The sequence below is a fragment of the Nioella sediminis genome (genome assembly GCF_001879695.1).
Lineage (GTDB): Bacteria > Pseudomonadota > Alphaproteobacteria > Rhodobacterales > Rhodobacteraceae > Nioella > Nioella sediminis.
Window position 1 is genome coordinate 1 of record NZ_MNBL01000112.1, and the last position, 24,005, is coordinate 24,005.

The following is a 24,005-nucleotide window of genomic DNA, read 5'->3' on the forward strand; positions in this document are numbered from 1 at the left end:
CCTCTCCACGATTTTCCGATCGGGTCGGATTGAAAAGCCCAGACTGTCCGGTCCCAGGGCGGAATTTTCTTCGAAGAAAATTCGTGCGCCCAGAATGTCAGCGCCGCCAGAGCCACGCATGGCCGGCAAACCAGCCCTGAAGCTTTGCCAGCGCCCGGAGCCGGATCGCGGGAGCGGGGATCTGCCCCGAGGCGAGCCGCTCCACCACCACCTCCACTGGGCAGGGCCGTCCGGTCACCGGGTCATGGTAGCGCGGGTAGGCGATCAGCACGGCATGGGCCAAGGCCGCGAGCGGGGGCCGTGCATGGCGCCGTGCCGGCACCGGGCCCAGATCCTCGGTCAATCCCCACCCGGCATAGAAGGGCGCGCCCGTCACGCTGACCGGAACCCCGCGCAACAGCGCCTCGAACCCCATCAGGGACGTCATCGTCATCACCCTGTCGGCCCCGGCGAGCAGCGCCATGGGATCGGCGCGGTCCGCCACGTGGTCGGCAAGACCGGCCAGGGTTTGCGCGTCGATCCGCCCGCTGCGCAGCCCGGCTTCCACATCGGGATGCGGCTTGTAGACCAGGAAGGCGTCCGGGTAGCGCGCCCGCGCCGCGCGCAGGAGCGCGAGGTTGCTCCGCACCTCACCGGCGCCGAGCCGGATCGAGGCGTCGTCTTCAACCTGCCCCGGAACCAAAACGATTTCCCGCCCGCCGCTGTCGGGCAGCCCCGTTGCGCCGCCAAGGTTGTATTTTCCGACCCCCGTGGCCACCAGGGCCGCCACCAGCCTTTCGGCCCTTTGCAACCGTTCGGGGGGCAGGCTGGCCGCCTCGGTGATCAGCTGCTCCAGACGGCTGACGCGGGTGGGGTCGTAGTAGATGCCCAGATCGTCGGTAACGAGGCTGAGCGGCGGGACAAGCTCCGCCCCCAGCCCGCGCGATCTGAGGAACCCGTCCTCGACCCGTGTCAGCGGCAGGGCGGCCCGGTCGCAGGCCTCGCGCAGCGCGTCCGTTTCCTTCCCGGCCCAGACCAGTACCGGGCGGCCGTGCTGCACGGCCCCTCCCGGCGTCTCGGCAAAGCGCAGGGTGGGGCCGGACGCGGCGAACATCTTTTGCAGCGGTCCGCGCTTCCAGGCGCGCATCCCGCAGGCGACATGGCCGCGCCGGTCCTGCCGCCAGGCGCGGGCCTCGGCCTCCAGCGTCGCCAGAACATCCTCCAGCCCGCAAAGACGGTCGCGATAGGGATCGTACCAGCGCGGGTAGAGGATCAGCGCCCCGGCCACCAATTGCGCCCGCGTCAGGCGGCGTTTGCGGCGGGCCACCGGGTTGCGGTCCCCGGTCAGGCCCCAGCCAGCATAGAAGGGCTGGCCGAGGACCTGCGGTTTGTGGCCGGCAAGGATCGCCTCAAAGCCCAGTTGCGAGGACACGGTATAGACCGCCGTCGCGCCCTCCATCAGCACCCAGGGGCTGACCGGATCGGTGCACAGGCTGATCCGGTCGTTCGTGTCATTGTCGCCGTAATGGCCGGGGCGGTGGCCACCCGTCGTTTCGGGATGGGTCTTGATGACGATGCGCGCGCCGGGGTTTTCCTCCTGCGCCAGCACCAGCATCTCGCGGAATGTCCGCTCCGATGCGCCGCCAAGCCGGATCGAGGCATCGCCTTTCGTCTGGTCGATGACCAGCACGTAGCCGGGTGGCGGTGCGGCGAGTGTGGGATCGACAGCGGCGTATTTGGTCAGGTGGTTTTCCCGCATCCGTGCGATGGCATCCCGCGCCCGGTTGAGCAGCGCCGTGTCATCCAGCGGATGGGTGGCCAGCAGATGCTCCAGATCGGAGGGTTGGCGGCTGTCGAACCACGCGCCGCGCCGGTCGATGGTCAGGCCAAGCGGTGGCTCCCCGGACCGGCCGGGATGAAGCGACCGCAGGAAGGCATCCTCGACCCGCACCACATGCGCGCCGGTCGCCTCGGCGGCTTTCTCGCCGCGCGCCGCATAGGGGCTGTGGCCCCAGACCAGCACATCTTCGCCCGTCCTCGGCTTGCCAAGCGTCAGGTCATGGCCTGCAAGTTCCAGAATGCGGCGCACCCGGCGATTGGTCAGAAACCCGCCGGTGACATAGAACGCCCGCCGGGGCTTTGCGGCTCCGGCGGGCGTATCTTGGGCGTGGCCCGTCATGCGGGGCCTTATTCGGCCAGGCTGCTGATCGAACCGGCGGTGGCAAGCGTGCCGGTCAGCGCGCCGATCACCTGGTTCCACTGGGCGAACGGTGCGACCGTCACATAGAGCGTGTCCTGATCGCGGATCACGAAATCCCGCGCCTGGAACATGCCATTGGGTTCGGTCAGGTCGAGCACGTAGATCATCCGCTGTGTGCCGCTGATATCGTTGCGGCCCAGAACCTGCCGCGAGATTGCCTCTGGCTCGTTGCGCAGGATGAAGACGCCGGTGGGATCCGCCAGGTTGGGGTTCAGCCCGCCCACGGTGGCAATCGCCTCGATGGCCGAGATGGTCTGCGTATCGAAGGGCACGCGGGTCTGGGCATTGGTCGCGCCAAGCGCCGTGAAGGATCGCGTGTCTTCTTCGACAAGGATCCGGTCACCTGCGCGCAGGGCGATATCCAGTTCGGGATTGGCGTAGAGGTCGTTGAACCAGATCGTCCCGGTATGGTCGCCGCGCACCACGGTCACGCGGGCGATCTCGGGTTCGACCGTGACGCCGCCAGCCGCGGCCAGCATGGCCGACAGGGTGCGGGTAGGCCGGTCGATCGGGTAGATGCCCTGACCGCCGACCACGCCTGCCACCGAAACGGTCGCGCCATTGCCTGCCACCCGGCGCACGATGATCTGCGGATCGGGGGTCTGTTCATCCAGGCTGCGGGTCAGGATCTGGCGCAGTTGGTCGGGCGTGTTGCCCGCGGCCCGCACGCGGCCCGCATAGGGGATGAAGATGAAGCCCGCGCCATCGACCTGGATTTCATCGAGCACCGTCGAGGGCGTACCCTGCGGCCCCAGAAGCGGATCGGTGACGTTTTCCCAGATCGACAGGGACAGCGTGTCGCCCGGACGGATCGTGTCAGAGCCAAGCTGGCCCGCATTGATGAAGTCCGACGAAAAGCCAAGCGCCTCGACCAGGGCCGTGGCACGCAACACGCGGTCATTGACGGAAACGACGAAGGCATCGCCCTCTCGCTGCACGGATCCTGCGAACAGCTCGCGTCTGTTGGGGCCGGATCGCGGCAGGCCACATGTGGCCACCAGCGACACAACCACCAAGAGGGCGACAAACCGCGCCCCTCGGGAAGCCATAAATTTCACGGATTGGCTCCTTATTGCCTGTACTGCCTCGTTTATATTTTTTGCCACATTAGCGAATTTCTGTCGCCATGGCCAGTTTTCATTAGTTAACGACGCGCAGGTGTTGCCGAGGTGCAGGGCGGCCCGCCTCCAACGAGTCATAGGGGTCCTCTGGCGACAGCATCATATCGACCACCTGACGCAGCAATTGCCGTCGTCCGCGTGCCGAATAGAAGCTGCCGGTGATCTGAGAGGTCTCCAGCAGGTAGTGCCGATAGTCGCGATAAGCCTTGCTGTCGGGCCGGGTCGGACGCTGAAAGAACTCATCCAGGGGCTGCGTCGAAACGAATTCCGGTTTCAGATAGACCGCCGTTCCAAAGGCTTTCAGCGGCAGGCCCCGCCACAGCGCCTGTTGCGCGGCGGTCGAATTGACGGTGACGGCGCTGCGCGCGTCGTTCAGCAACCCCGCCAGCTTGCCGCCCCGCACGTAATGGACCCGGCCAGAAATGCCGTGCTGCCGAGCCACCCGCGCAATGGTGCGCCGGATGGGCGCGCGTCCATCTTCCAGCGGGTGCGCCTTCAGGACAAGGTGATGATGCTGCGGCGCGCCTTTGGCGAAGCCCTCGATCAGCATTTCCAGAAACTCTGTCATGCTGGCGAACGGGCCATGGTTCTGGAAACTCGCGTCATGTTCCAGTTGCAGCAGGGCAATATGATAGGGAAAGCCGCCGGTCTTGATCTTCCACGTTGCATACATGCGGTTCAGTGCATAGGCGGGCATCAGCGCGATCCGGCGCAGGTAGAGCCTGAGTTCCCGCGCCACGGTGATATTCCGGTGGGGGCGGAAGTTGCGATAGCGGACATTCAGGAACATCACGAACCAGTGGTAGAGCGCCCCGTAAAAGATGTGCTGACGCATGTCGCCCCATCTGGCGGGCGCGTCGGGCAGGTCGAGGTCCAGGTTTTTCAGGGCCTCCTGCATCTGCGGAACGGGTGTCTGCATCAGCCGCGAATGTCCGTTTGACCCGCCGCGTTCATAGGTCACCCAATAGGGGCGCAGATAACCCTCTTCGAAGACATGCACGGTGATCCCGCGCGCCTTCGCCGCCTCGACCGCCGCCGCGTGGATGGGCCGCGTGTCGCCATAGAGCACGATATCGGTGGTCCGTTTGTCGTCCAGCAGCTGCGCCAGCCGGTCGGGCCAATCCTCTGGCCGCCCGGTATAGGCGATATAGCTGGGGCGGTGATGCCAGAAGGCGCTGTCACCCTGGTTGAAGCCCACCCGCCAGACCTCTGCCCCCGCTGCACGCAACATCTTGCCGAGGCGGTGAAAGAACGGGCCATGCGGCCCCTGAAGAAACAGGAAGGATCTGGTGTGGATGGCCTTTGCGGGCACGGGGGACCTCGTAAACATAAGAACTGGTAACCTTTGTGGCGCAGGATTGCACCTGTCATGGGCGTCATGAGGGCCGGTTTGTGCCGTTAATATGACCGTTATCGGGGACTTGTCGGATGCGGACAGGGCGGCTAGGTCAGGGGGAGCAATGCGAAAGGCGCCCTCATGTTCACAGGCATCATCACCGATATCGGCACCGTCCAGCGGCTGGAGCAGCGCGGCGACCTTCATGCGCGGATCGCTACCAGCTATGACACCGCAACCATCGACATCGGCGCGTCGATTGCCTGCGACGGGGTCTGCCTGACGGCCGTGGCTTTGGGCGAGGGCTGGTTCGACGTGGACATCTCTGCCGAAAGCGTCTCGGTCACCACGATCCAGACCTGGGCGGAGGGTAGGCGGCTCAACCTGGAACGGGCGCTGAAAGTGGGGGATGAGCTTGGCGGGCATATCGTGTCGGGCCATGTGGATGGCATGGCCGAGATCGTCGCCATGGTGGACGAGGGCGAAAGCACCCGCTTCACCTTCCGCGCACCCGAGGCGCTGGCGAAATTCATCGCGCCCAAGGGGTCGGTGGCGCTCAATGGCACCTCGCTGACGGTGAACGAGGTCGATGGCTGCGATTTCGGCGTCAACATCATCCCGCACACGCAGCAGGTCACCACCTGGGGCGATGCCAAGGTCGGCGACAAGGTCAATCTGGAAATCGACACGCTGGCCCGCTACGTCGCGCGCTTGCAGGACTGGGCGTGAGCCGGGTCGTCACCCGATCAATCAACGATCAGACCGGGCTGCGCTGCCTCGATCTTGTGCAGATCGGCCCGGAACGCCACATTTGGCTGGAATGCCGCCGCGACCCCGAAGACTCGCATGGCTGGCGCGTGGTGTTTTATGCGGCGGATGAATTTGCCAGCGAATGCGAGGTGCTGCGCGATGCACGCAGGTCCGTCGCTTGGCTGGATGAAGAGGAGACCATGCGATGAGCGGTATCGGACATAACGGCGGACCGTCGATTGAGGCGGGCTTCGGCTTTCGCAAACTGGCCTGGGGCAAGGCGCGCAAATCGCTGCTGAAGACCCTGCCCATTGAAATCGTCCGTGTCCGCGTCGCCCGCGCCAAGCGTTTGGGGATCGACTACACGACCTATGCCTCGATTCGTGCGGCGTCGGGCCATGACGTGGTGGCCTTCCTGTTTTCGGGCAACGCGCTGGAAATGACGCCAAGGCGGCTCATCTTGCCGGACCATGTGACAGAGCGGCTGGAGGGGCTGGAGGGCGCAGCGGACCGGCTGGCCGCCATCTATGCGCCCGCGCATCCTGACGCCCTGCTCTCTGCCAATCCCGGCCTGCTGGACCATGCCGCCCCCGCACCGCGCTTCACCGAAAGCTGGTCGGCCATGCGCGACCGGATTCAAGGGATGGTCCGCGAGCGGGGTCTGCCCGCCGACGGGGTCGTTCTGGTCTCGGCCACCGCCGTGGAACGCGAATGGTGCGCGGCGGGAAAACTTGCGGGGGCAATCCCGGCAGACCGGTTCTTCGCCGCCGCTCAACCGGCCTGAGATCCGCACCCGCCCCGATGACCGGCCTCTCGCAAGACAATTTGCTGATGATCCTCAAGATCGCCATCGTGCCGGTCATGCTGCTGTCGATCCTCTGGCGGAACCGGCGCGAAAAACGCCGCCGCGCCCAAACGCAGGACAGGCAGAGGGAAGAGAGGGCACCAGTTCGGCGCGAGGTGATTGACTTGCCTGCTGCCGACATCCCGACGTTGCAGGAAGCACTGAATCAAGTGAAAGGCGGCGCTTGCCTCGTGTCGCCCCGCAATGAACCGGTAACCGAGCCGATGCTGCGCCGAGACCTGGCCTCCGCCCTGATGGATGCCGGACGGGTCGACGCGGTCTCTGAGGTGATTGGCGAGAACGCGGACGACAGCCCCGGCCTTATGCTTTGCGCTGCGCGGCTTCATGCCCTTACGGGCAACGAGGATGCCGCGAGACAAATCCTTTCTGTCGTGGCCGACAGACAACTGGAATCCAAGCGCATTGCCTCGCGGGGATTGAAGACCCATCTGGCCGAGATGCTGGCTGAACCACTCAGGCCGGCCCCCAAGTCCATTTCGCTTTCCGACAGCGCCCTGACCGAGGCGGGCCCACTGGAACTTCTGTCGCTCTCAGGCCGCGAGGATGAGGCGAAGGCGCTGGCATCGGAGCTTGCAACGGTGCTGGACAAAGCGCTTCGAAGTGGTGGGGACGATCCTGAACTTCGCATCGACGGGCTGCCAGTGGCAGCGGTTCGGCGGTCACTTGCCACCTTGCACGTGTTCTACTCCTCCGGCGGAAATCCCCCTCACTATGCGTCCTCGTAAGAGAGGATCCGCCGACAAGCCGATGCTGCCATCGTCAGTGCTCGTAATATGGGCTTGGAAATGACATGACTTCGCCCAACTCATGAAGAGATGTGAGCAGCGATATGACCAAGGAGCCTGACAATGAAAAAGAATACAGCGAAAATGGTCGTAACCAGTTCTCTGATTGCCCTTAGTGTTGCCGTCGCCACGGTTGGCATCACGTTTTCCACCGCAAGTGTCGCAGAGGCACAAGGCAACGGAAATGCTGGTGGGAATGGGAATGGCAATGGCGGTGAAAACGGGAATGGCAACGCTGGCGGGAATGGCAACGCCGGGGGGAACGGGAATGCCGGTGGCAATGGCCATGGCACGGTTGCGCGGGAACTCGGTGCACTGAATGCGGCCCATGCCAATGAACAAGCCTTCCTGAACGCAGCGGCCAACAGCCGTGTGGGCGAGCTGGTCCCTTTGCGTGAAGCCTATGGCGAGGTTCAGTCCGCCTACGCCGAATGGCAGGAAGCTTACGCAGACTATATTGCGGAGCGTGACGGATGGACGGGTCGGACAACGGACGAAATCCAGGGCGATATCGACAATCTGGATGTCAGCTCAGAAACCTATGATGAGGATCTTGAAGCGCTGGAAGCAGAGTTTGAGGCCGCCGATGCGCATGAGACCCGCCTGGACGAGCTCGCCGGAATATCCGATAGCGCTGCCGCCGAGTACCAGGAAGCCGAGGAAGCCGCGGATGAGGAACTCCAGCTGATCGCAGCAGACCGGGATCTGTCCGATGCTGCGATTGCCCATCTGCGCGAGCTGCTGACCCGCTGATCCGCACACAGCTCCGAAACGAATAAGGGGCCTGCCAGGTATCGGCAGGCCCCTTGCTTGCATTCACCCCGCCGCGCGGGACTGGCGCTTGCGCTCATGCGGGTCGAGATAGCGCTTGCGCAGGCGGATCGCGTTCGGCGTGACCTCCACCAGCTCGTCATCGTCGATATAGGCGATGGCCTGTTCCAGCGTCATGGTGACCGGCGTGGTCAGGCGAACCGCTTCATCCGTGCCGGACGCGCGCACGTTGGTCAGCTTCTTGCCCTTCAACGGGTTCACTTCCAGATCGTTGTCACGGCTGTGTTCACCGATGATCATGCCGGTATAGACCGGTTCCTGCGCGCCGATGAACATCTTGCCCCGGTCTTCGAGGTTCCACAGCGCATAGGCCACGGAGGTGCCATTCTCCATCGAGATCAGCACGCCCTGACGACGCCCCGGAATCGGCCCGCGATAAGGGGACCATTCGTGGAACACCCGGTTCAGAACGCCAGAGCCGCGCGTGTCGGTCAGGAACTCGCCGTGATAGCCAATGAGCCCGCGAGAGGGCACATGGGCGATGATCCGGGTCTTGCCCGCACCACCGGGGCGCATCTCGACCAGATCGCCCTTGCGGGGGCCGGTCAGCTTTTCGATCACCGCGCCGGAATACTCGTCATCCACGTCGATGGTGACTTCCTCGATCGGCTCCAGCTTCTGGTCGCCATCCTCGCGGAACAGCACCTGCGGGCGGGAGATCGACAGCTCGAACCCCTCGCGGCGCATGTTCTCGATCAGGACGCCCATCTGCAATTCGCCCCGGCCCGCAACCTCGAAGGCCTCGCCGCCCGGCGTGTCCGTGACCTTGATGGCGACGTTCGATTCCGCCTCTTTCATCAGGCGCTCGCGGATGACGCGGGACTGCACCTTCTTGCCGTCACGGCCCGCCAGCGGGCTGTCATTGATGCCGAAGGTGACGGTGATGGTGGGCGGGTCAATCGGCTGCGCGGCCAGAGGCTCGTCCACGGCCAGTGCGCAGATGGTGTCGGCCACAGTGGCCTTGGTCATGCCCGCAAGGGACACGATATCACCGGCCTGCGCTTCCTCGATATCCTGCTGCGCCAGGCCCCGGAACGCCTGGATGCGGGTGACGCGGAACTGTTCCACCTTCTCACCCATGCGGCTGAGCGCTTGCACGGTCGCACCGACCTTCAGCTTGCCGGACTCGACGCGACCGGTCAGCAGGCGACCCACGAAAGGATCGGAGCCGAGCGTGGTGGCCAGCATCCGGAAATCCTCGCCCTGATGGGCCAGTTGCTTCGGCTTGGGCACGTGGTTCACGATAAGGTTGAACAGCGCATGCAGGTCCTTGCGCGGACCGTCCAACTCCGCATCCGCCCAACCGGACCGGCCCGAGGCATAAAGATGCGGGAAATCGAGCTGGTCTTCACTGGCGTCCAGCGTTGCGAAGAGGTCAAAGCATTCGTCCAGCGCCCGGTCAGGCTCTGCATCCGGCTTGTCGACCTTGTTCAGCACCACGATGGGCCGCAGCCCAAGCGCCAGCGCCTTGGAGGTCACGAATTTCGTCTGCGGCATCGGGCCTTCGGCGGCATCGACCAGCAGCACCACACCATCGACCATGGAGAGAATCCGCTCCACCTCGCCGCCAAAATCGGCGTGGCCGGGGGTGTCGACGATGTTGATCCGCGTGCCTTTCCATTCAACCGATGTGGGCTTGGCGAAGATCGTGATCCCGCGTTCGCGTTCCAGATCGTTGGAATCCATGGCCCGTTCGGCCACGGCCTGGTTGGCGCGGAAGGCGCCGGACTGTTTCAGAAGCTCGTCAACGAGGGTGGTTTTGCCATGGTCGACATGCGCGATGATCGCGATATTGCGGAGGTCCATCACAGTGGGCCTTTCAAGATAAGCTGAGTTGGCATGGCCGTTACAGGGATGTCCGGCCAAAGGCCAGAGCAAATCAGCCCGTCGGGTCAGGCCCTGTCGCCGCGCCGCATCAACTGAAGCAGAAACACGACGGCGAACACCATTGCAAAAACGCCCCAGAACGCCGCGCTTTCGGTGATCACCGTTTGTGTTTCCGGGTCATAACAGCGTCCAAGGTCATTGAAGCAGTCGCGATGACGCCAGTATCTTTCGTAGAACGCCCAAGTGAACACAGCAGCAAAGAGCCCGGAAATTCCCGTCCGAACCGGGTGTCGCGGTCGGGGCATCACACCTTGCGCAGGCGCACCACCACGTCGAGCTTGGCAACCTCATAGCCTTCGGGCGGGGTCGGCAGGGCGGCAATCTTCAGTTCCGATTTCGCGGCGTCGACCAGTTGGCCGTCCTCCTCGAAATAGAAATGCGGGTGATCGTCCATGCGGGTGTCGAAATAGCTGCGGGTGCCATCAACGGTGACTTCCTGCACCAGCCCCGCCTCGCAGAAGGCGCGCAGCGTGTTGTAGACCGTGGCCAGAGACACCTTGTCCCCCGCCGCGACGCTGGCGGCATGCAGGCCTTCCGCCGTCACATGCCGGTCCTGCCCGTCACCCACGAGAAGCGTCGCCAGCGACAGGCGCTGACGGGTGGGACGGAGGTCTGCCTGGGCGAGCCATTTGGTGCTGCGTTCAAGAGCTTCTGGCGTCATCTGGGGTCTCATCTTGCGTGTTGACATGTAATATAGGCGCGCAGGGCACCGGTTTTCAAACGGATTCGGGTTGACGCACCGTCGCGGGGCCAACAGGTGTTACCTTGCGTCCCCACTTGTGCAGGTGCTAGGGGATGTCGAATTTGGCCGCACAGACGGCCGTAGACTGACGGGAAGGGGCGAGGACACATGGCAGACTATCCCACGAGCTTCGATCGGGACGATCTACTGAAATGCGCGCGCGGAGAGCTGTTCGGCCCCGGCAATGCGCAATTGCCCGAACCGCCGATGCTGATGATGGACCGGATCACCGACATCTCGGGCGATGGCGGTCTGCACGGCAAGGGCCACGTGGTGGCCGAGTTCGACATCACCCCCGACCTGTGGTTCTTCTCCTGCCATTTCCCCGGCAACCCGATCATGCCCGGCTGCCTTGGCCTTGACGGGTTGTGGCAGCTGACCGGCTTCAACCTCGGCTGGCGCGGCTGGCAGGGGCGCGGCTATGCGCTCGGCGTGGGGGAAGTGAAGCTGACCGGCATGGTCCGCCCCGACCGCAAAATGCTGACCTACAAGGTGGATTTCACCAAGGCTATCCAGACCCGCCGCCTGACCATGGGCGTCGCCGACGGCATCGTCGAGGCCGATGGCGAGGTGATCTATCAGGTCAAGGACATGAAGGTCGCGCTGAGCGAGAGCTGAGCGAATACCGCCAAAGCCAGCGGCGGTCTGTTCAACGGCTCGGCATCCCACGCCGGAAGACAACCGACACCGGGTCCCAGTCGAAGGGGATCCGGTGAAAAAGCCGCGCGCCCAGGGTCTCGCAAAAACGCAGGTAGGGCGCCGGATCGGCCGGCACGTACCACTCCTCGCCATTGCAGACGGCCCGCACCTCCTCCTCAGGATAGACCAGCCGCGCTTCGGGGCGGAGACCCTGGCGAGGCAATTCCACATAGACGGCAGCGCGGATCGCCCGCAGATCCCGCAGATCGCCGATTGTCATGTCCGATGTCATGAAATCGGACAGCGTCACTTCGGGCCAGGAATACCCCGTCAGCTCATCCCATTGATGCCGATCATGCGCAAAGAAACGAAGCCGCGATTGCCCGGCCGCCGGGTCAAAGCTGGTCTCGGCAATGCCCACTAGGGGCAGATCGTCGGCTTGCCGCCAAAGCACGATCTGGGTTTCGAAACTGCCTCCGCCCGTGCCCTCATCCATGATGCGCACATACCCGTTCGGCCCATCCACCATGATCGGCATCGGCGTTCCCCAATCGGGTGAGGTCGTGACCCACTGTCCGCCCTCCTGACGCAGCCCATAGGTCAGATCCGTCACAAGACCGCTAAGGCGCAGATCCTCGTAGTAGTCCACCACAGCGGTCTGTGCGCTGGCCTGCAAGGGAAGGACCAGACCGATCAAAAGGACCACAAGCCGGCGCAAGAGTACCAAAGGAACCACCATCTGAGCTGGAAGCAGCATATGTTTTCTCCTCTCAAGCCGCGGGCCTGCCCCGCAATGCACCGCATGCTCTGCCGTGGAATGCGGCCTGTGCCATGATCTGCATCAATCCACTCGACACTCAGCGGAACAGGCTTGGCAAAACACCCCCGCCTCTTCTCTGTACACCTTCCCCCGTCGATACCCGGATGAGGCGACTGCAAAGCAAGGGAGGCTACATGCGCCGATGACCTGTCACGCGCCTTGTCATCGTCTCGTCGATCGGGAAAACGCCGTCGAGATCACGGTCAGCCTGAAAGCGGGCAGATCAGCTATCGGGGGTTGAGCGTCACGACAACACAGGATGATGGCCGGTATTCTGTGCGCGAGAACCAGTCATTCCGGGGGCACCCCCACGGCCTCCATGACTGCGAGCCAGCGGTCGAGCGCCCCCGGGGCCGTCCACATCCCGGTGTGTTCCGCCCTTATCCTTGTAAGCGTGTAGGTCGGGTTCTGAGCGAGATATGCGCCGATCGCATCTGCCGCCTTTTGTTTGTTCCCAAGGCAGTGATGGATGGCCGCAAGATCCTTGTAGGCAGCCACCGGCATTGACGGACACCCGAGAAATTCCTCCAGCGCGGTCTGGCACTCTCCAGCCTGCCAAAGCGCCCAGGCCTTCGTCCATACGACACTGAACCCATAAAGCGGGTCGATCCGTTCCGCCTGCGCGATCACGTCGAGCGCCTGATCGGTCTCGCCCACGAACACCAACGCATCGGCCAGACCGACGAGGACCAACGACGAAGACGGGTTCAGCTCCGCCCCTCTTCGAAAAGCGCCAATGGCCGCGGGAACATCCCGGTTGAATAGCATCACGCGCCCGAGTGCGAGGTAAGCCATGAAATTGTTCGGGTCCAGTTCCACGGCTTTGCGCGCCAGCCGTTCCATACGTTCGCGTGCCGCCGCCTCGTCGCCCTCGATCCAGCCGTGGCGCAGCCCGTTTCGCAAGGCAAGGGCCTGGCCCAGATACCCCCAGGCGGAGTCCGGATAGTCCCGGATCGCCACTTCCTGCTCTTGCAGATTGATCAGCAGGTTCTCGCGGTTGAAATTGCGCATGATCCTGCTTTGCGCGGCGTTCGTGATCATCAGTGCGTTCACATCCCCCGCCGACATCTTGGCCTCAGCCGTATCAACAACGCTGAAGCCAATGGCATTCGCGATCCTCGCGCTGATCCGACTGTTGGTTTCCAGAAGGTCCGCCAGGGGCACATCCATTTCCTCGGCCCAGATATGCGCCTCGGTCACACCGTCGATCAGCTGTACCGTGATGCGCAGCTGTTCTCCGTCATATTGCTGGCTGCCTTCGACGATGAAGTCGGCCCTCAGCCGCGCGGCGATGTCTGCGATACCGAGTTCGGTTTCGCGAAACTGAGCGGCCGACTTGCGAGAGATCACCGTCAATTGCGGATTGCGCGCGAGCGCCGTGATGATGTTCTCACTGACCGCATCGCTCAGAAAGCCCTTGTGCGGGGCGGCGCTCAGATCATCGAAGGGCAGGACCGCGATCACCGGCGGTTCGGCGGGCGACCGGTGGCGGGGCGCGTCTTGCCGGGTGGGGACCAGCCGATATCCCTCGCGCGGTACGGTTTCGACGATGGTTTTCTTCGCGTCGCCAATCACGCGGCGTATTTCGGCGATACATTGTGCCACGCTGTCGGGCGAAACGGCCCTGCCCGACCAGATGCGCTCGATCATGGCGTCTCTTGTGACCGTGCGCCCTGGTGTCTCAGCGAGAAAGGATAGGACTTCACGCGATTGGTAGCGCAGGTCGAGCTCTGTCCCGGTATCGTCATAAACGCGGCCTGAAGCGCAATCCAGGGTCACGCTTCCAAGGCGTATTTCAAAAGAATTCAACCTATTTCGTTTGGCGAAACGCATCCCCAGGCTCTCTACTCCGACCAGTGCCTCAGGCCGCTGCACCTTCTCTCCCATCAGCGGCCCTTAGGCAAAACGCAGGGGCGTCATCCGCTCCCTAGATGGAGGATACGTTATGAAACGCGCAACGAGAATAGCGAGTGTTCGGTCAACCGGATCGGCACATGGGGCGGCGTCGTGGCACAGCTTTCCGGTTGTTGCACTCCTGCTCCTGTCCGTCCCGGCGGCTGCCCAGGAGTTCGACCTGATCACCCCGCGTGAAGATGCTCCCGTTCGCAATGCCGACGGTAGCGAAACCTTCCGGCTTCTTCCCGGCGAGTGCAGCGATTTCGAGTATTTCTCTGACGAGCTGCAAATCATGACCTCCGATTGTGGGCGGCAAAGAAACCGGATCGAGTATTACGAAACAGCGACATCAAGCGCCGGAGACCGCCGCCTATACGAGTGGGACATCTTCATTCCGGAGGATTTCAGCTACTCTGCCACCAATGCACGGCTGACAGTAGGCCAGCTCGAAACCGGCACCGACATGCTCTACGGGTTCGAGCTGAACAACGGTGGCTACACGTTCCGGGCGCAGACCTGCATCCCTGCCGAAGAATTTGGGGAATGGCACAGCGTCGCCGTGCGCATCCAGTATGACTCAACGCCCCGCCAATCCCTCAGGGATCAAACGCCCGGTGTGCTTGTGGTCGAATGCGATGGCGAGGTAATCGTCGATGGAAGCGGTCGCCCCAACCTGGCCGAAGGAAGTGAGATTCAGTTCAGGTATGGTCTCTTTGGCGGTATGAATATCGCCGACACGGACAATGTTTCAGTCTCGTTCCGAAATATCCGGATCACCGCGTGGTAGGAGCCGACCCCCACGCCTCACCAACTTGTTCCTGCTCTGGCCAACCACCCCCATAAGTTTTGCTTCTTGTCCTTCGGATCCCCTGGTCGAACCCATTGCGGGAACAGACACGCCACCTTGCACCTGCCCCCGGCAATGCCCTACTAAGATGAGAGCAAAGCAAGGGAGGCCACATGCGCCGAGTAGTTGTCACGGGCCTTGGGATCGTCTCGTCGATCGGGAACAATGCCGAAGAGGTCACGGCCAGCCTGAAGGCGGGTCGCTCCGGTATCGAAGCCAGCCCCGAGATGGTCGAACACGGGTTCCGCAGCCAGATCGCGGGCACGCTCAAGATCGACCCCAAGGAACATGTGGACAAGCGCGCCCTGCGGTTCATGGGGCCGGGCGCGGCCTATGCCCATATCGCCATGACGCAGGCGATTGCCGATGCCGGATTGTCCGACGACCATGTCAGCAACGTGCGCACCGGTCTGGTGGCGGGATCGGGCGGGCCCTCGACCTCTGCCATGCTGGCCGCGCATCAGACGGTGCTGTCCTCTGGTGCGACCAAGCGGATCGGGCCTTTCGCGGTGCCCAAATGCATGTCGTCCACGATCTCGGCCAACCTTGCCACGGCCTTCAAGATCAAGGGCATCAACTATTCCATCACCTCCGCCTGTTCGACGTCCCTGCATTGCATCGGCAATGCGGCGGAACAGATCATGATGGGCAAGCAGGACGTGATGTTCGCCGGTGGGGGCGAGGAACTGGACTGGACGCTGTCCTGCCTCTTCGACGCCATGGGCGCGATGTCCTCGAAATATAACGACACCCCCACCAAGGCCTCTCGCGCTTTCGACGAAGGCCGCGACGGCTTCGTCATTTCCGGCGGCGGCGGCATCGTGGTGCTGGAGGATCTGGACCACGCGCTGGCGCGCGGCGCCACGATCTACGCGGAAGTGACCGGATTTGCAGCCACCTCCGACGGGCATGACATGGTGGCCCCCTCGGGCGAGGGCGGTGAACGGGCGATGCGGCTTGCGCTGCAGACGCTGCCCGAGGGCCGCAAGGTCAGCTATATCAACGCCCACGGCACTTCGACGCCTGTGGGCGATGTGGGCGAGGTCGCCGCCGTGCGCCGCGTCTTCGGCGAGGGCAACGTGCCGCCGATCAGCTCCACCAAGTCAATGACCGGCCACGCGCAGGGCGCGGCGGGCGCGTTGGAGGCGATATTCTGCCTTCTGATGCTGAAGGGCGATTTCATCACCCCCTCGATCAATGTCGAAACCCTGGCCGAGGGGATCAACCCCGGCGAGGTCGCAACCGACTACGTAGAGAACGCGGGCCTCGACACGGTGATGACCAACAGTTTCGGCTTCGGGGGCACCAACGGCTCCATGCTGCTTTCCAGATATAACGGATAATTCCAGATGGCTGATTTGATGAAGGGCAAACGCGGGCTGATCATGGGCGTCGCCAATGACCGCTCGATCGCATGGGGCATCGCAAAGGCCATGCGGGCCGAGGGCGCGGAGCTTGCGTTTTCCTACCAGGGCGATGCGTTCGGCAAGCGGGTCAAGCCGCTGGCGGATCAGTTGGGCGTCGATCTGCTGGTCGATGTGGACGTGACCGACGATGCCTCGCTCGATGCCTGTTTCGGGCAGATCGGCGAGAGATGGGGCAAGCTCGATTTCGTGGTCCATGCGATTGCGTTTTCCGACAAGAACGAACTTGGCGGGCGCTTCATCAACACCACGCGGGACAATTTCCGCAACTCGCTGACGATCTCCTGTTATTCGCTGATCGACGTGGCCCGGCGGGCGGAACCGCTGATGACCGACGGCGGCACGATCCTGACCCTGACCTATATGGGGTCGAACCGGGTAACGCCGTTCTACAATGTGATGGGCGTGGCCAAGGCAGCGCTGGAAAGCTCGGTCCGGTATCTGGCCAATGACATGGGGCCGAACAGGATCCGCGTGAACGCGATCTCGCCCGGCCCGATGAAGACGCTGGCAGGGGCGGCAATTTCGGGCGCACGCAAGACCTTCAACACCGCGCGCGACAACGCCCCCCTGCGCGACAACGCCACGCTGGAGTCGATCGGTGGAACCGCCGTTTATCTGGCGTCCGACTACGGCGCTTGCACGACGGGCGAAATCATCACCGTCGATGGGGGCTATCACGTGCTGGGAATGATGCAGCCGGAGAACCTCTGAGAGGTTTCAGGCCTGCGCCCCGCCGGACCGGCGGGGCAGGGGCGGCACCCGTCGGGTGCCGCCATGCGTTTCAGTCCACTGAAACGACCTCGACCGCGAAGGTCAGATCCTGCCCGGCAAGCGGGTGGTTGGCGTCGAGCGTGATATGGGTTTCACTGACCTCGGCCACGACAACGGGGATGGCCTGCCCGTTCGGGGCCTGCATCTGCAACTGGGTGCCGGGTTCGGTCGGGATGTTGTCGGGGATCTGATCGCGCGGAATCTGCTGCATCGCGTTCGGATCGCGGTCGCCATAGGCCTGGTCGGCTGGCACGGTCACCGTCTTCGCATCACCCGTTTTCAGGCCCTCGAACGCGGCTTCCAGTCCGGGGATGATCTGGCCTTCCCCCATCGTGAAGCTCAGCGGATCGCGGCCTTCCGAGCTGTCGAAAACGCTGCCGTCGTTCAGCGTGCCGGTGTAGTGGAACGCAACTTTGCTGCCTGAAGTGGCCTCTGTCATGAAGTCATCCTGTGTGTGGGGGGTGGGTTTTCGCGGGGTGGGCGCCGATCCCGGCCCATCCTTCCGCAGATGTGGCCACAAGGCTATCAGGCCATGCCCCGATGTAAACCGCGAATCCTGAAAAGCCGCCGGGGTGGCTTTTCCCCGCCGCGCCGCTATGCAACTCTGCCTTTCAACGGGGGCCAAAAGGGGACAGGCCATGACCATCACCACTTGCGTGTTCGACGCTTACGGGACGCTCTTCGACGTCAACGCCGCCGCCCGCGCGGTCGCTGCCGAACCGGGGCAGGAGGCATTCGCCGCCGTCTGGCAGGAAGTGTCCACCCATTGGCGCGCCAAGCAGCTGCAATATACCTGGATCCGGGCCCTGACCGGCCAGCACACCGATTTCTGGCAGGTCACCCAGGACGGGCTGGATTGGGCGCTGGAAAAAACCGGGCAGGGCGACCCCGATCTGCGCGAAAAGCTGCTCGGGCTCTATTTCAACCTTGCGGCCTTTCCCGAGGTGCCCGCGATGCTGGCTGCGCTGAAGGCCGCCGGCATGAACACCGCGATCCTGTCCAACGGCTCGCCCCCGATGCTGAAAGGTGCCGTTGACAGCGCCGGGGTGGGCGATGTGCTGGACGATATTCTCAGCGTCGAAACGGTTGGCATCTTCAAGCCCGATGCCAGCGTCTACAAGCTGGTGACTGACCGCTTCGGCTGTGACAAGGACGAGGTGCTGTTCGTGTCCTCCAACGGGTGGGACGCGGCCTCGGCCCGCGCCTTCGGCTTCCGGGTTCTGTGGGTCAACCGCGCGGGAGAGCCGCTGGACCGGCTGCCCGACGCGCCCGACCGGATCGCATCGGACCTGACCACCGTTCCCCAGATTGCCGAGGCCCTGTGATGGAGCATTTCAACGCCGCCGACGGGCTAAAGCTCGCCTTTGACGACCGGGGCGCGGGGCCCGTGCTGCTCTGCCTGCCGGGCCTCACCCGAAACATGGATGATTTCGAACCGGTGGTGGATCATTTCGCGCATCGCGCGCGCGTGATCCGCATGGATTTCCGCGGCCGCGGGGCCTCGGGCTATGACCCTGATTACAGCCACTACAATGTGGTTCAGGAAAGCCAGGACGTGATCGGCCTGCTGGATCACCTCGGGCTGGACAAGGCCGCCATCCTCGGCACCTCGCGCGGCGGGCTGGTGGCGATGACGCTGGCGGCCACGGCGCGGGACCGGCTGGCGGGCGTCTGTTTCAACGATATCGGCCCCGTGATCGAGCCCGCCGGGCTGACCTACATCATGGGTTATCTGGGCCTGCCGCCCACGGACCCCGATTTTGACACCGCGCTGCGGGAAATCCCAAAACGCATGGGCAAACGCTTCCCCAATGTGCCGGTTGAGACATGGGCCAATTACATTCGCCGGGTGTGGGCTGTGGGCGAGGATGGCAGCCTCTCGCTGCGCTATGACCCGAAACTGCGCGACGCCACGCTTGACCAGATGAAAGCCGCCGAGGGCCAGCCCGCCCCCGATCTCTGGCCGCTTCTGGCGGCGCTGGAGGGGCTGCCGCTGGCACTGATCCGGGGGGCAAACTCCGATCTTCTGTCCCCCGACACGGCGGCGAAAATGTGCGACATGCACCCCGACATGATCTTTGCGGACGTGGCCGACCGGGGCCATGTGCCGTTTCTCGATGAACCCGAAAGCCTTTCCGTCATCTCCCAATTCCTGGACCGTCTGACATGACCGATATCACGCTGATCGAGGCCGCCGCCGACCGCCTGAAGGGCCATGCGCGGCGCACGCCGCTTCTGTCCTCGCCTTTCCTTGACGAGATCGCGGGCCGCCGCGTGCTGATCAAGCCCGAGGCGCTGCAGCACACCGGCAGTTTCAAGTTTCGCGGCGGCTGGTCGGCGGTCTCGGCGCTGCCCCCCGACACACGCGCGCGCGGCGTCATCGCCTTTTCCTCGGGCAACCACGCGCAGGGGGTGGCCTTTGCCGCCAAGCTCCATGGGGTGCCCGCCGTCATCATCATGCCCGCCGACGCGCCGCGCCTGAAGATCGACAACACCCGCGCTTTGGGGGCCGAGGTCATCACCTATGACCGCGCGTCGGAGGACCGGGACGCCCTTGGCGACAGGTTGGCGAAGGAACGGGGCCTCACGCTGATCAAACCCTTCGACAACCCTTATGTGATCGCCGGACAGGGCACCGTGGGGCTGGAGATCGCCGAACAGGCGGCTGCCGAAGGCGTGACCAAGGCGGATGTGCTGGTCTGCTGCGGCGGTGGCGGGCTGACCTCGGGCATCGCATTGGCGCTGGAGGCCCGCGCCCCCGGCCTGCGCGCCCGACCGGTGGAGCCGGAAGCCTTCGACGATGTCACCCGCTCGCTCGCTTCCGGCCAGATCGAACGCAATGCCCGCACCTCCGGTTCGCTCTGCGATGCGATCATCACGCCAAGTCCGGGCGAACTGACCTTCCCGATCATGCACCGGCTCTGCGGTCCCGGCGTGGTCATCCCCGAACGCGACTGCCTGCGCGCCATGGCGCTGGCCTTCTCGCGGCTGAAACTGGTGCTGGAACCCGGCGGCGCCATCGCCCTTGCCGCCGCGCTCTTTCACCCCGAAACGGTAGAGGGCGACGCGGTGATCGCCGTCGCCTCGGGCGGCAACGTGGACGCCGAGCTGTTCGCGAAGGTGCTGGAGGAGTTCGGGGAGGGGGCATAGCCTCAGACCTCCTGCCCCGACCGCAGCCCCACCCGGAACAGCCCCAAAGCCACCCCCATCAGCAGCAGCGCCAGTACAAACGGCGCGCCGGGGAAATATACTACCGCGCCCTCTCGGGTGAACCAGAAAAACACCTGCGTCATCGCCAGCGGGGCCACCACGATCGACAGCGCGTTGACCGAGGCCATGACGCCCTGCAACTCACCTTGTTGGTCGTCCCCCGCCCGGCGGCTCATATAGCCCGTGATGGCCGGGGTCGCGATGGATCCCAGGGCCGCGAAGGGGATCAGCACCCAAACCATCCAGCCCGTGCCCACCACCGAAAAGGCGCCCAGCATCACCACCTCAAGCACCAGCGCCCAGAGGATCACCCGCACCTCGCCAAGCCGCACCATCGCGGGCCGCACCAACCCCGCCTGCACCGCCACCATGCACACCCCATAGGCGGTCAGCGATAGCCCCACCACCGTTGTGCTCCAGCCGAAGGCGGCTTGCGTGAAATAGGCCCAGATCGCCGGATAGACATAGCCCGAGACGGTGTAGAAGAAGAGCATCAGCAGCATCCACCCCAGCCCCGGCAACTGCCCGATCTGCATCAGCCCGCCAAGCGGATTGGCCCGCGCCCATTGAAACGCCCGCCGCTTCCAGCGCGGCAGCGACTCGGGAAGAACCGCCAGCCCAAGCGCGAAATTCGCCGCCGCCAGCCCCGCCGCCACCCAAAAGGGCGCGCGGGTGTCCAGCCCGGCCAGCAGCCCGCCCAACATCGGCCCCAGCACGAAGCCCACCCCGAAGGCCGCAGACAGCAGGCCGAACCGCGCCGCGCGTTCATCGGGTTTGGTGATGTCGGCCATATAGGCATTCGCGGTGGCATGGGTGGCCGATGTAATGCCGCCCAACACCCGCCCCACCAGCAGCCAGCCGATGGTGCCCGCCAGAGCCATGATCACGTAATCCAGCGCCAGCGCCCCCATCGAGATCAGCAGCACCGGCCGCCGCCCGAACCGGTCGGACAGGCTGCCAAGGATCGGTGAAAACACGAATTGCATGACCGCAAAGACCGCCGCCAGGATCCCGCCCCAGACCGCAGCGTCGGACAGGTCCACGCCCTGCACCTCGCGGATCAGGTCGGGCATCACCGGCATGATCAACCCGATCCCCATGGCATCGAGCGCCACGGTGATAAGGATGAAGTAAAGCGGCAGGCGGTCAGTCACCGGCCACCGCTTGCGCAAAGGCCCGCGCCTCGTCGGGGGCAGTCCCCATTGCGGTCAGCGGATCGGTGACACCGGCCAGCGGCGCGCCGGGATGGGCGGCCTCCAGCAGGTCCAGCAGCGGTGTGCCCGTCGCTATGGCCTCCTTGCAGGCGGATTTTACCACGGCCTGCGCCTCCGGTCGCGGCATGTGAGCGGCCAGCGCGAAGGACAGGGCCTCCGCATGGATCAGCCCGAGCGGATCGTTCAACCGCGCCGCCATGACCTCCGCCTGCGGCTCCAGCGTTTCGGCCAGATCGGCGGCAATGGACAGCCCCTTTGCCACGCCCATCACCATCGCGGGCAGGCTCAGCCATTCGGTGAACCACGCCGCCCCGTCCCGCTGCTGCCGGTGCAGCGCCGCGCCCTGCATCGCCCCGTTCAGCGCCTGCACATGGCGCGCCAGCGCAATCAGCACCGAGGCCCCCACCGGGTTCTGTTTCTGCGGCATGGTGGAGCTTTCGCCCGCCCCCGCAAACCGGATCTCGCCCACATCGCTTTGCGCCATGGCCATCAGGTCTTCGCCCATCTTGCCGAGGCTGCCCGCCACCAGCGTCAGCCAGCCCGCCAGGTCCGCCACATGGTCACGCGTCGCGTGAACCGACCGCCCCGGATCGGCCAGTTTCAGCGCCTCTGCCAGGGCCGCCCGCGTGTCCGCGGCATTAGGTCCAAGCGCCGCCCCGGTTCCCGCTGCCCCCGACAGCGTGACCACCAGCAGCCGGGGCCTGATCGCCGACAGCCTGTCCTTATGCGCCAGCCAGGGCCAGCCCCACCCCGCCGCCACCGCGCCGAAGCTCGTGGGGTTCGCGGTCTGCCCATAGGTGCGCGCCACCATCGGCGTGTCGGCATGTGCCTTCGCCAGCCGCGCCAGAGCCTGCGCCAGCCGGTCGCCCCGCGTCTCGATCAGTGCCAGCGCCTGCCGCAGCCGCAGGGCCAGTCCGGTGTCGATGATGTCCTGCGACGTCGCCCCCCAATGGGCGTATTGCGCATGCTCGGGCGCCTCCATCTCCTTGCGGAACGCCGCGACCAAAGCGGGCACGCAGACGCCATTCTGCCCGGTGGCCTCGGCCAGCCCCGCCGGGTCGATCTGCACCTCCAGCGAGGAACGGTGGATGAACGCGGCGCTGTCAGCCGGGATCACGCCTAGCGCGCCCTGCACCTTGGCCAGCATCCCCTCCACCACCAGCATGGCCCGGATCTCGGCCGTGTCGGTGAACAGCGTCGCCACCTCCCGGTCGGTGAACAGGTCACGGTAAAGCGCGCTGTCGAAGGGGCTGATGCTCATGCCGTCTCTCCATGTCCGATGGCGGTAAGGAACCCGGTTAGCTTTTCGGCGAAAAGCGGGGCAGAGTCCACGCAAGGCAGATGCCCGGCCCCACGCAAGAGCTCGAACCGCGATCCGGGGACCAGGTCCGCCAGGTCTCGGACCAGATCCGGCGGCGTGGACCGGTCCTCGGTTCCGACGGTGACCAAAGTGGGCAGACGCAGCCCGCTTGTGGGGGTGATGAAGTCGGTTCCCGCAATCGCCGCGCAGACACCCGCATAGCCCTCCGGGTCCTGCCGCTCGACCATGGCGCGGATCGGGGCATCGCCCCCGGCAGCCCGAAACCTGCGCGAGAACCACCGCGCCATCAGGTCGTCAGAGACCGCCGCCAGTCCGCCCGTCTGCACCGCCTCGATCCGGTCCTGCCAGCCTGCCTTGGTGCCGATCTTGGGCGCGGTGCCCGACAGCACCAGCGCCCGCACCTGGTCCATCCGCTTCACCGCAAGCCCCTGCGCGATCAGCCCGCCGACCGAAAGCCCGACAAAGACGGCGTCGCGCACCGCCAACGCGTCCAGCAGCGCCTCCGCATCGCGCACCAGCGATCCCATGGAATAGGGCCCGGCGGGCACTTCGCTATCCCCATGCCCACGCAGATCATAGCGGATCAGCCGATAGCAGTCGGGCAGCAGGGACCAGAGTTCATCCCAGATCGACAGATCGGTCCCGAGCGCACCCGCGAAGACCACCGCTGCCCCGTTTGGATATCCCCCCTCAACCACATTCAGCGTCACATGCCCGATATCGACCTGCGCCATCTTGCAGCCTCCTTTTCGACGTCCTTCTCCGACACCGCCCCGTAAACTGCAACCCGCCCTTTCATCTTGGCCAAAATACCTCTGCCGGAGGCATCCCGACGCATCCGCCCAAGCCCCCGCCGGGCTTTCAGGACCACCCGCCCCGATATCCCGTGGCAACGCGGCCCGAGGAGGGCCCCGGAGGGGCTTGACGAGGGCCGCTCCCCGGTCGACGCCGCAGGCGGCGAAACCGCGTTTCATATGCACGCATGGTGTACGGGGGGTGTACGCATGGCGCCCCCCGATTTGGCCCCGGAAATGTCGCGACGGAACACGCGATTTGCCGCTCTCGCCTCTTGAACCCTGCCCCCATGCCCCGCAGTCTCGTCCCAAAGCGCGAGGGAGGAATCGCCACATGACAAAAGTCAAAGCCGCCGTCTGCCACGCCTTCGGCGAGCCGCTGACCATCGAGGAGATCGAGCTGCGGGCTCCGATGCAGGGCGAGGTCGAGGTCAAGCTCGATGCCGTCGCCATCTGCCATTCCGATATCTCCTTCATCGACGGCGGATGGGGCGGCGACCTGCCGGCGGT

General features: G+C 64.6%; 24 protein-coding genes and 1 pseudogene. 13 read left to right on the plus strand and 12 right to left on the minus strand.

Features of this window, described 5'->3' with window-relative positions; translation table 11 throughout:
- Window positions 1–97: 97 nt before the first annotated feature.
- The 3 genes from BKY26_RS13970 to BKY26_RS13980 all read right to left on the minus strand — a co-directional run bounded on the left by BKY26_RS13970 (window position 98) and on the right by BKY26_RS13980 (window position 4,690).
- The gene (locus BKY26_RS13970; protein WP_071691005.1) at window positions 98–2,158 is read right to left on the minus strand and encodes a capsular polysaccharide biosynthesis protein; all 2,061 of its coding nucleotides are present in this window, start codon (window positions 2,156–2,158) and stop codon (window positions 98–100) included.
- Window positions 2,159–2,166: 8 nt separating this feature from the next.
- Window positions 2,167–3,288: a polysaccharide biosynthesis/export family protein gene (locus tag BKY26_RS13975; RefSeq protein WP_193600195.1), complete on the minus strand. Its 1,122-nt coding sequence runs from the start codon at window positions 3,286–3,288 to the stop codon at window positions 2,167–2,169.
- Between the two features lie 91 nt (window positions 3,289–3,379).
- On the minus strand, window positions 3,380–4,690 hold the full coding sequence (locus tag BKY26_RS13980) for a capsule biosynthesis protein (RefSeq protein ID WP_071691006.1): 1,311 nt from the start codon (window positions 4,688–4,690) through the stop codon (window positions 3,380–3,382).
- Between the two features lie 147 nt (window positions 4,691–4,837).
- Between BKY26_RS13980 and BKY26_RS13985 the strand changes: the two genes are divergently transcribed.
- From BKY26_RS13985 to BKY26_RS14005, 5 genes are all read left to right on the plus strand, one after another.
- A complete protein-coding gene (locus tag BKY26_RS13985) occupies window positions 4,838–5,425 on the plus strand; it encodes a riboflavin synthase (protein ID WP_071691007.1) in 588 nt (195 codons plus the stop codon).
- A complete protein-coding gene (locus BKY26_RS13990; RefSeq protein WP_071691008.1) occupies window positions 5,422–5,655 on the plus strand; it encodes a hypothetical protein in 234 nt (77 codons plus the stop codon). Before BKY26_RS13985 ends, BKY26_RS13990 begins: the two co-directional genes overlap by 4 nt.
- Window positions 5,652–6,230: a hypothetical protein gene (locus BKY26_RS13995; RefSeq protein WP_071691009.1), complete on the plus strand. Its 579-nt coding sequence runs from the start codon at window positions 5,652–5,654 to the stop codon at window positions 6,228–6,230. Before BKY26_RS13990 ends, BKY26_RS13995 begins: the two co-directional genes overlap by 4 nt.
- 47 nt (window positions 6,231–6,277) lie before the next feature.
- Window positions 6,278–7,036 (plus strand): hypothetical protein, encoded by a 759-nt coding sequence (locus tag BKY26_RS14000; protein ID WP_131541875.1) that lies wholly within the window; start codon window positions 6,278–6,280, stop codon window positions 7,034–7,036.
- 123 nt (window positions 7,037–7,159) lie between these two features.
- The gene (locus BKY26_RS14005) at window positions 7,160–7,849 is read left to right on the plus strand and encodes a hypothetical protein (RefSeq protein WP_071691011.1); all 690 of its coding nucleotides are present in this window, start codon (window positions 7,160–7,162) and stop codon (window positions 7,847–7,849) included.
- Between the two features lie 63 nt (window positions 7,850–7,912).
- Here BKY26_RS14005 and typA read toward each other — a convergent pair whose 3' ends face one another.
- The 3 genes from typA to irrA all read right to left on the minus strand — a co-directional run bounded on the left by typA (window position 7,913) and on the right by irrA (window position 10,475).
- Complete coding sequence (gene typA / locus BKY26_RS14010; RefSeq protein ID WP_071691012.1) at window positions 7,913–9,733, minus strand: translational GTPase TypA; 1,821 nt, start codon at window positions 9,731–9,733, stop codon at window positions 7,913–7,915.
- A gap of 86 nt (window positions 9,734–9,819) precedes the next feature.
- Entirely contained in the window at window positions 9,820–10,059 is a 240-nt protein-coding gene (locus BKY26_RS20285; protein ID WP_158514343.1) for a hypothetical protein, read from the minus strand.
- Entirely contained in the window at window positions 10,059–10,475 is a 417-nt protein-coding gene (gene irrA, locus BKY26_RS14020) for an iron response transcriptional regulator IrrA (protein WP_071691014.1), read from the minus strand. The genes BKY26_RS20285 and irrA overlap by 1 nt, the downstream gene beginning before the upstream one ends.
- Before the next feature lie 189 nt (window positions 10,476–10,664).
- Here irrA and fabA point away from each other — a divergent pair, with 189 nt between their 5' ends.
- Complete coding sequence (gene fabA, locus BKY26_RS14025) at window positions 10,665–11,174, plus strand: bifunctional 3-hydroxydecanoyl-ACP dehydratase/trans-2-decenoyl-ACP isomerase (RefSeq protein ID WP_071691015.1); 510 nt, start codon at window positions 10,665–10,667, stop codon at window positions 11,172–11,174.
- A 31-nt stretch (window positions 11,175–11,205) separates the two neighbouring features.
- Here fabA and BKY26_RS14030 read toward each other — a convergent pair whose 3' ends face one another.
- Both BKY26_RS14030 and BKY26_RS14035 read right to left on the minus strand, forming a co-directional pair.
- Entirely contained in the window at window positions 11,206–11,952 is a 747-nt protein-coding gene (locus BKY26_RS14030; protein ID WP_071691016.1) for a hypothetical protein, read from the minus strand.
- A 354-nt stretch (window positions 11,953–12,306) separates the two neighbouring features.
- Window positions 12,307–13,902, minus strand: a complete 1,596-nt coding sequence (locus tag BKY26_RS14035) for a winged helix-turn-helix domain-containing tetratricopeptide repeat protein (protein ID WP_131541876.1) — start codon at window positions 13,900–13,902, stop codon at window positions 12,307–12,309.
- A gap of 58 nt (window positions 13,903–13,960) precedes the next feature.
- Between BKY26_RS14035 and BKY26_RS14040 the strand changes: the two genes are divergently transcribed.
- From BKY26_RS14040 to BKY26_RS14050, 3 genes are all read left to right on the plus strand, one after another.
- Complete coding sequence (locus tag BKY26_RS14040) at window positions 13,961–14,698, plus strand: heparin lyase I family protein (RefSeq protein WP_071691017.1); 738 nt, start codon at window positions 13,961–13,963, stop codon at window positions 14,696–14,698.
- 173 nt (window positions 14,699–14,871) lie between these two features.
- Window positions 14,872–16,101, plus strand: coding sequence for a beta-ketoacyl-ACP synthase I (gene fabB, locus BKY26_RS14045; RefSeq protein ID WP_071691018.1), 1,230 nt, complete (start codon window positions 14,872–14,874; stop codon window positions 16,099–16,101).
- Window positions 16,102–16,107: 6 nt separating this feature from the next.
- On the plus strand, window positions 16,108–16,896 hold the full coding sequence (locus BKY26_RS14050) for an enoyl-ACP reductase FabI (protein WP_071691019.1): 789 nt from the start codon (window positions 16,108–16,110) through the stop codon (window positions 16,894–16,896).
- 70 nt (window positions 16,897–16,966) lie between these two features.
- On the opposite strand, the gene BKY26_RS14055 is transcribed toward BKY26_RS14050, so the two are convergent.
- Window positions 16,967–17,395: an FKBP-type peptidyl-prolyl cis-trans isomerase gene (locus tag BKY26_RS14055; RefSeq protein ID WP_071691020.1), complete on the minus strand. Its 429-nt coding sequence runs from the start codon at window positions 17,393–17,395 to the stop codon at window positions 16,967–16,969.
- Window positions 17,396–17,594: 199 nt separating this feature from the next.
- Between BKY26_RS14055 and BKY26_RS14060 the strand changes: the two genes are divergently transcribed.
- Genes BKY26_RS14060 through BKY26_RS14070 form a run of 3 tightly spaced genes read left to right on the plus strand, consistent with a single transcriptional unit; the run spans window position 17,595 to window position 20,106 of the window.
- Window positions 17,595–18,281 carry a haloacid dehalogenase type II gene (locus tag BKY26_RS14060; protein ID WP_071691021.1) on the plus strand — a complete coding sequence of 229 codons (687 nt, stop codon included), beginning with the start codon at window positions 17,595–17,597 and terminating at the stop codon, window positions 18,279–18,281.
- Complete coding sequence (locus tag BKY26_RS14065) at window positions 18,281–19,126, plus strand: alpha/beta fold hydrolase (protein WP_071691022.1); 846 nt, start codon at window positions 18,281–18,283, stop codon at window positions 19,124–19,126. The genes BKY26_RS14060 and BKY26_RS14065 overlap by 1 nt, the downstream gene beginning before the upstream one ends.
- Window positions 19,123–20,106 (plus strand): threonine ammonia-lyase, encoded by a 984-nt coding sequence (locus tag BKY26_RS14070; RefSeq protein WP_071691023.1) that lies wholly within the window; start codon window positions 19,123–19,125, stop codon window positions 20,104–20,106. The genes BKY26_RS14065 and BKY26_RS14070 overlap by 4 nt, the downstream gene beginning before the upstream one ends.
- Window positions 20,107–20,108: 2 nt before the next feature.
- Here the strand turns inward: BKY26_RS14070 and BKY26_RS14075 are convergent, their stop codons facing one another.
- From BKY26_RS14075 to pcaD, 3 genes are read right to left on the minus strand one after another with little or no spacing between them, the layout of a single operon-like run.
- Window positions 20,109–21,320 (minus strand): TCR/Tet family MFS transporter, encoded by a 1,212-nt coding sequence (locus tag BKY26_RS14075; RefSeq protein ID WP_071691028.1) that lies wholly within the window; start codon window positions 21,318–21,320, stop codon window positions 20,109–20,111.
- On the minus strand, window positions 21,313–22,641 hold the full coding sequence (locus tag BKY26_RS14080) for a lyase family protein (RefSeq protein WP_071691024.1): 1,329 nt from the start codon (window positions 22,639–22,641) through the stop codon (window positions 21,313–21,315). Before BKY26_RS14080 ends, BKY26_RS14075 begins: the two co-directional genes overlap by 8 nt.
- On the minus strand, window positions 22,638–23,435 hold the full coding sequence (gene pcaD, locus BKY26_RS14085; RefSeq protein ID WP_071691025.1) for a 3-oxoadipate enol-lactonase: 798 nt from the start codon (window positions 23,433–23,435) through the stop codon (window positions 22,638–22,640). Before pcaD ends, BKY26_RS14080 begins: the two co-directional genes overlap by 4 nt.
- Before the next feature lie 394 nt (window positions 23,436–23,829).
- Here pcaD and BKY26_RS20675 point away from each other — a divergent pair.
- A pseudogene (locus BKY26_RS20675) lies at window positions 23,830–24,005 on the plus strand (zinc-binding dehydrogenase); the annotation flags it as partial.

Excerpts from the sequence above, each read along its gene's own strand:
- BKY26_RS13970 (WP_071691005.1), bottom strand. The coding sequence starts at position 2,158 with ATGACGGGCCACGCCCAAGATACGCCCGCCGGAGCCGCAAAGCCCCGG.
- BKY26_RS13975 (WP_193600195.1), bottom strand. The coding sequence starts at position 3,288 with ATGGCTTCCCGAGGGGCGCGGTTTGTCGCCCTCTTGGTGGTTGTGTCG.
- BKY26_RS13980 (WP_071691006.1), bottom strand. The coding sequence starts at position 4,690 with ATGTTTACGAGGTCCCCCGTGCCCGCAAAGGCCATCCACACCAGATCC.
- BKY26_RS13985 (WP_071691007.1), top strand. The coding sequence starts at position 4,838 with ATGTTCACAGGCATCATCACCGATATCGGCACCGTCCAGCGGCTGGAG.
- BKY26_RS13995 (WP_071691009.1), top strand. The coding sequence starts at position 5,652 with ATGAGCGGTATCGGACATAACGGCGGACCGTCGATTGAGGCGGGCTTC.
- BKY26_RS14000 (WP_131541875.1), top strand. The coding sequence starts at position 6,278 with ATGATCCTCAAGATCGCCATCGTGCCGGTCATGCTGCTGTCGATCCTC.
- BKY26_RS14005 (WP_071691011.1), top strand. The coding sequence starts at position 7,160 with ATGAAAAAGAATACAGCGAAAATGGTCGTAACCAGTTCTCTGATTGCC.
- typA (WP_071691012.1), bottom strand. The coding sequence starts at position 9,733 with ATGGACCTCCGCAATATCGCGATCATCGCGCATGTCGACCATGGCAAA.
- BKY26_RS20285 (WP_158514343.1), bottom strand. The coding sequence starts at position 10,059 with ATGCCCCGACCGCGACACCCGGTTCGGACGGGAATTTCCGGGCTCTTT.
- irrA (WP_071691014.1), bottom strand. The coding sequence starts at position 10,475 with ATGACGCCAGAAGCTCTTGAACGCAGCACCAAATGGCTCGCCCAGGCA.
- fabA (WP_071691015.1), top strand. The coding sequence starts at position 10,665 with ATGGCAGACTATCCCACGAGCTTCGATCGGGACGATCTACTGAAATGC.
- BKY26_RS14030 (WP_071691016.1), bottom strand. The coding sequence starts at position 11,952 with ATGCTGCTTCCAGCTCAGATGGTGGTTCCTTTGGTACTCTTGCGCCGG.
- BKY26_RS14035 (WP_131541876.1), bottom strand. The coding sequence starts at position 13,902 with ATGGGAGAGAAGGTGCAGCGGCCTGAGGCACTGGTCGGAGTAGAGAGC.
- BKY26_RS14040 (WP_071691017.1), top strand. The coding sequence starts at position 13,961 with ATGAAACGCGCAACGAGAATAGCGAGTGTTCGGTCAACCGGATCGGCA.
- fabB (WP_071691018.1), top strand. The coding sequence starts at position 14,872 with ATGCGCCGAGTAGTTGTCACGGGCCTTGGGATCGTCTCGTCGATCGGG.
- BKY26_RS14050 (WP_071691019.1), top strand. The coding sequence starts at position 16,108 with ATGGCTGATTTGATGAAGGGCAAACGCGGGCTGATCATGGGCGTCGCC.
- BKY26_RS14055 (WP_071691020.1), bottom strand. The coding sequence starts at position 17,395 with ATGACAGAGGCCACTTCAGGCAGCAAAGTTGCGTTCCACTACACCGGC.
- BKY26_RS14060 (WP_071691021.1), top strand. The coding sequence starts at position 17,595 with ATGACCATCACCACTTGCGTGTTCGACGCTTACGGGACGCTCTTCGAC.
- BKY26_RS14065 (WP_071691022.1), top strand. The coding sequence starts at position 18,281 with ATGGAGCATTTCAACGCCGCCGACGGGCTAAAGCTCGCCTTTGACGAC.
- BKY26_RS14070 (WP_071691023.1), top strand. The coding sequence starts at position 19,123 with ATGACCGATATCACGCTGATCGAGGCCGCCGCCGACCGCCTGAAGGGC.
- BKY26_RS14080 (WP_071691024.1), bottom strand. The coding sequence starts at position 22,641 with ATGAGCATCAGCCCCTTCGACAGCGCGCTTTACCGTGACCTGTTCACC.
- pcaD (WP_071691025.1), bottom strand. The coding sequence starts at position 23,435 with ATGGCGCAGGTCGATATCGGGCATGTGACGCTGAATGTGGTTGAGGGG.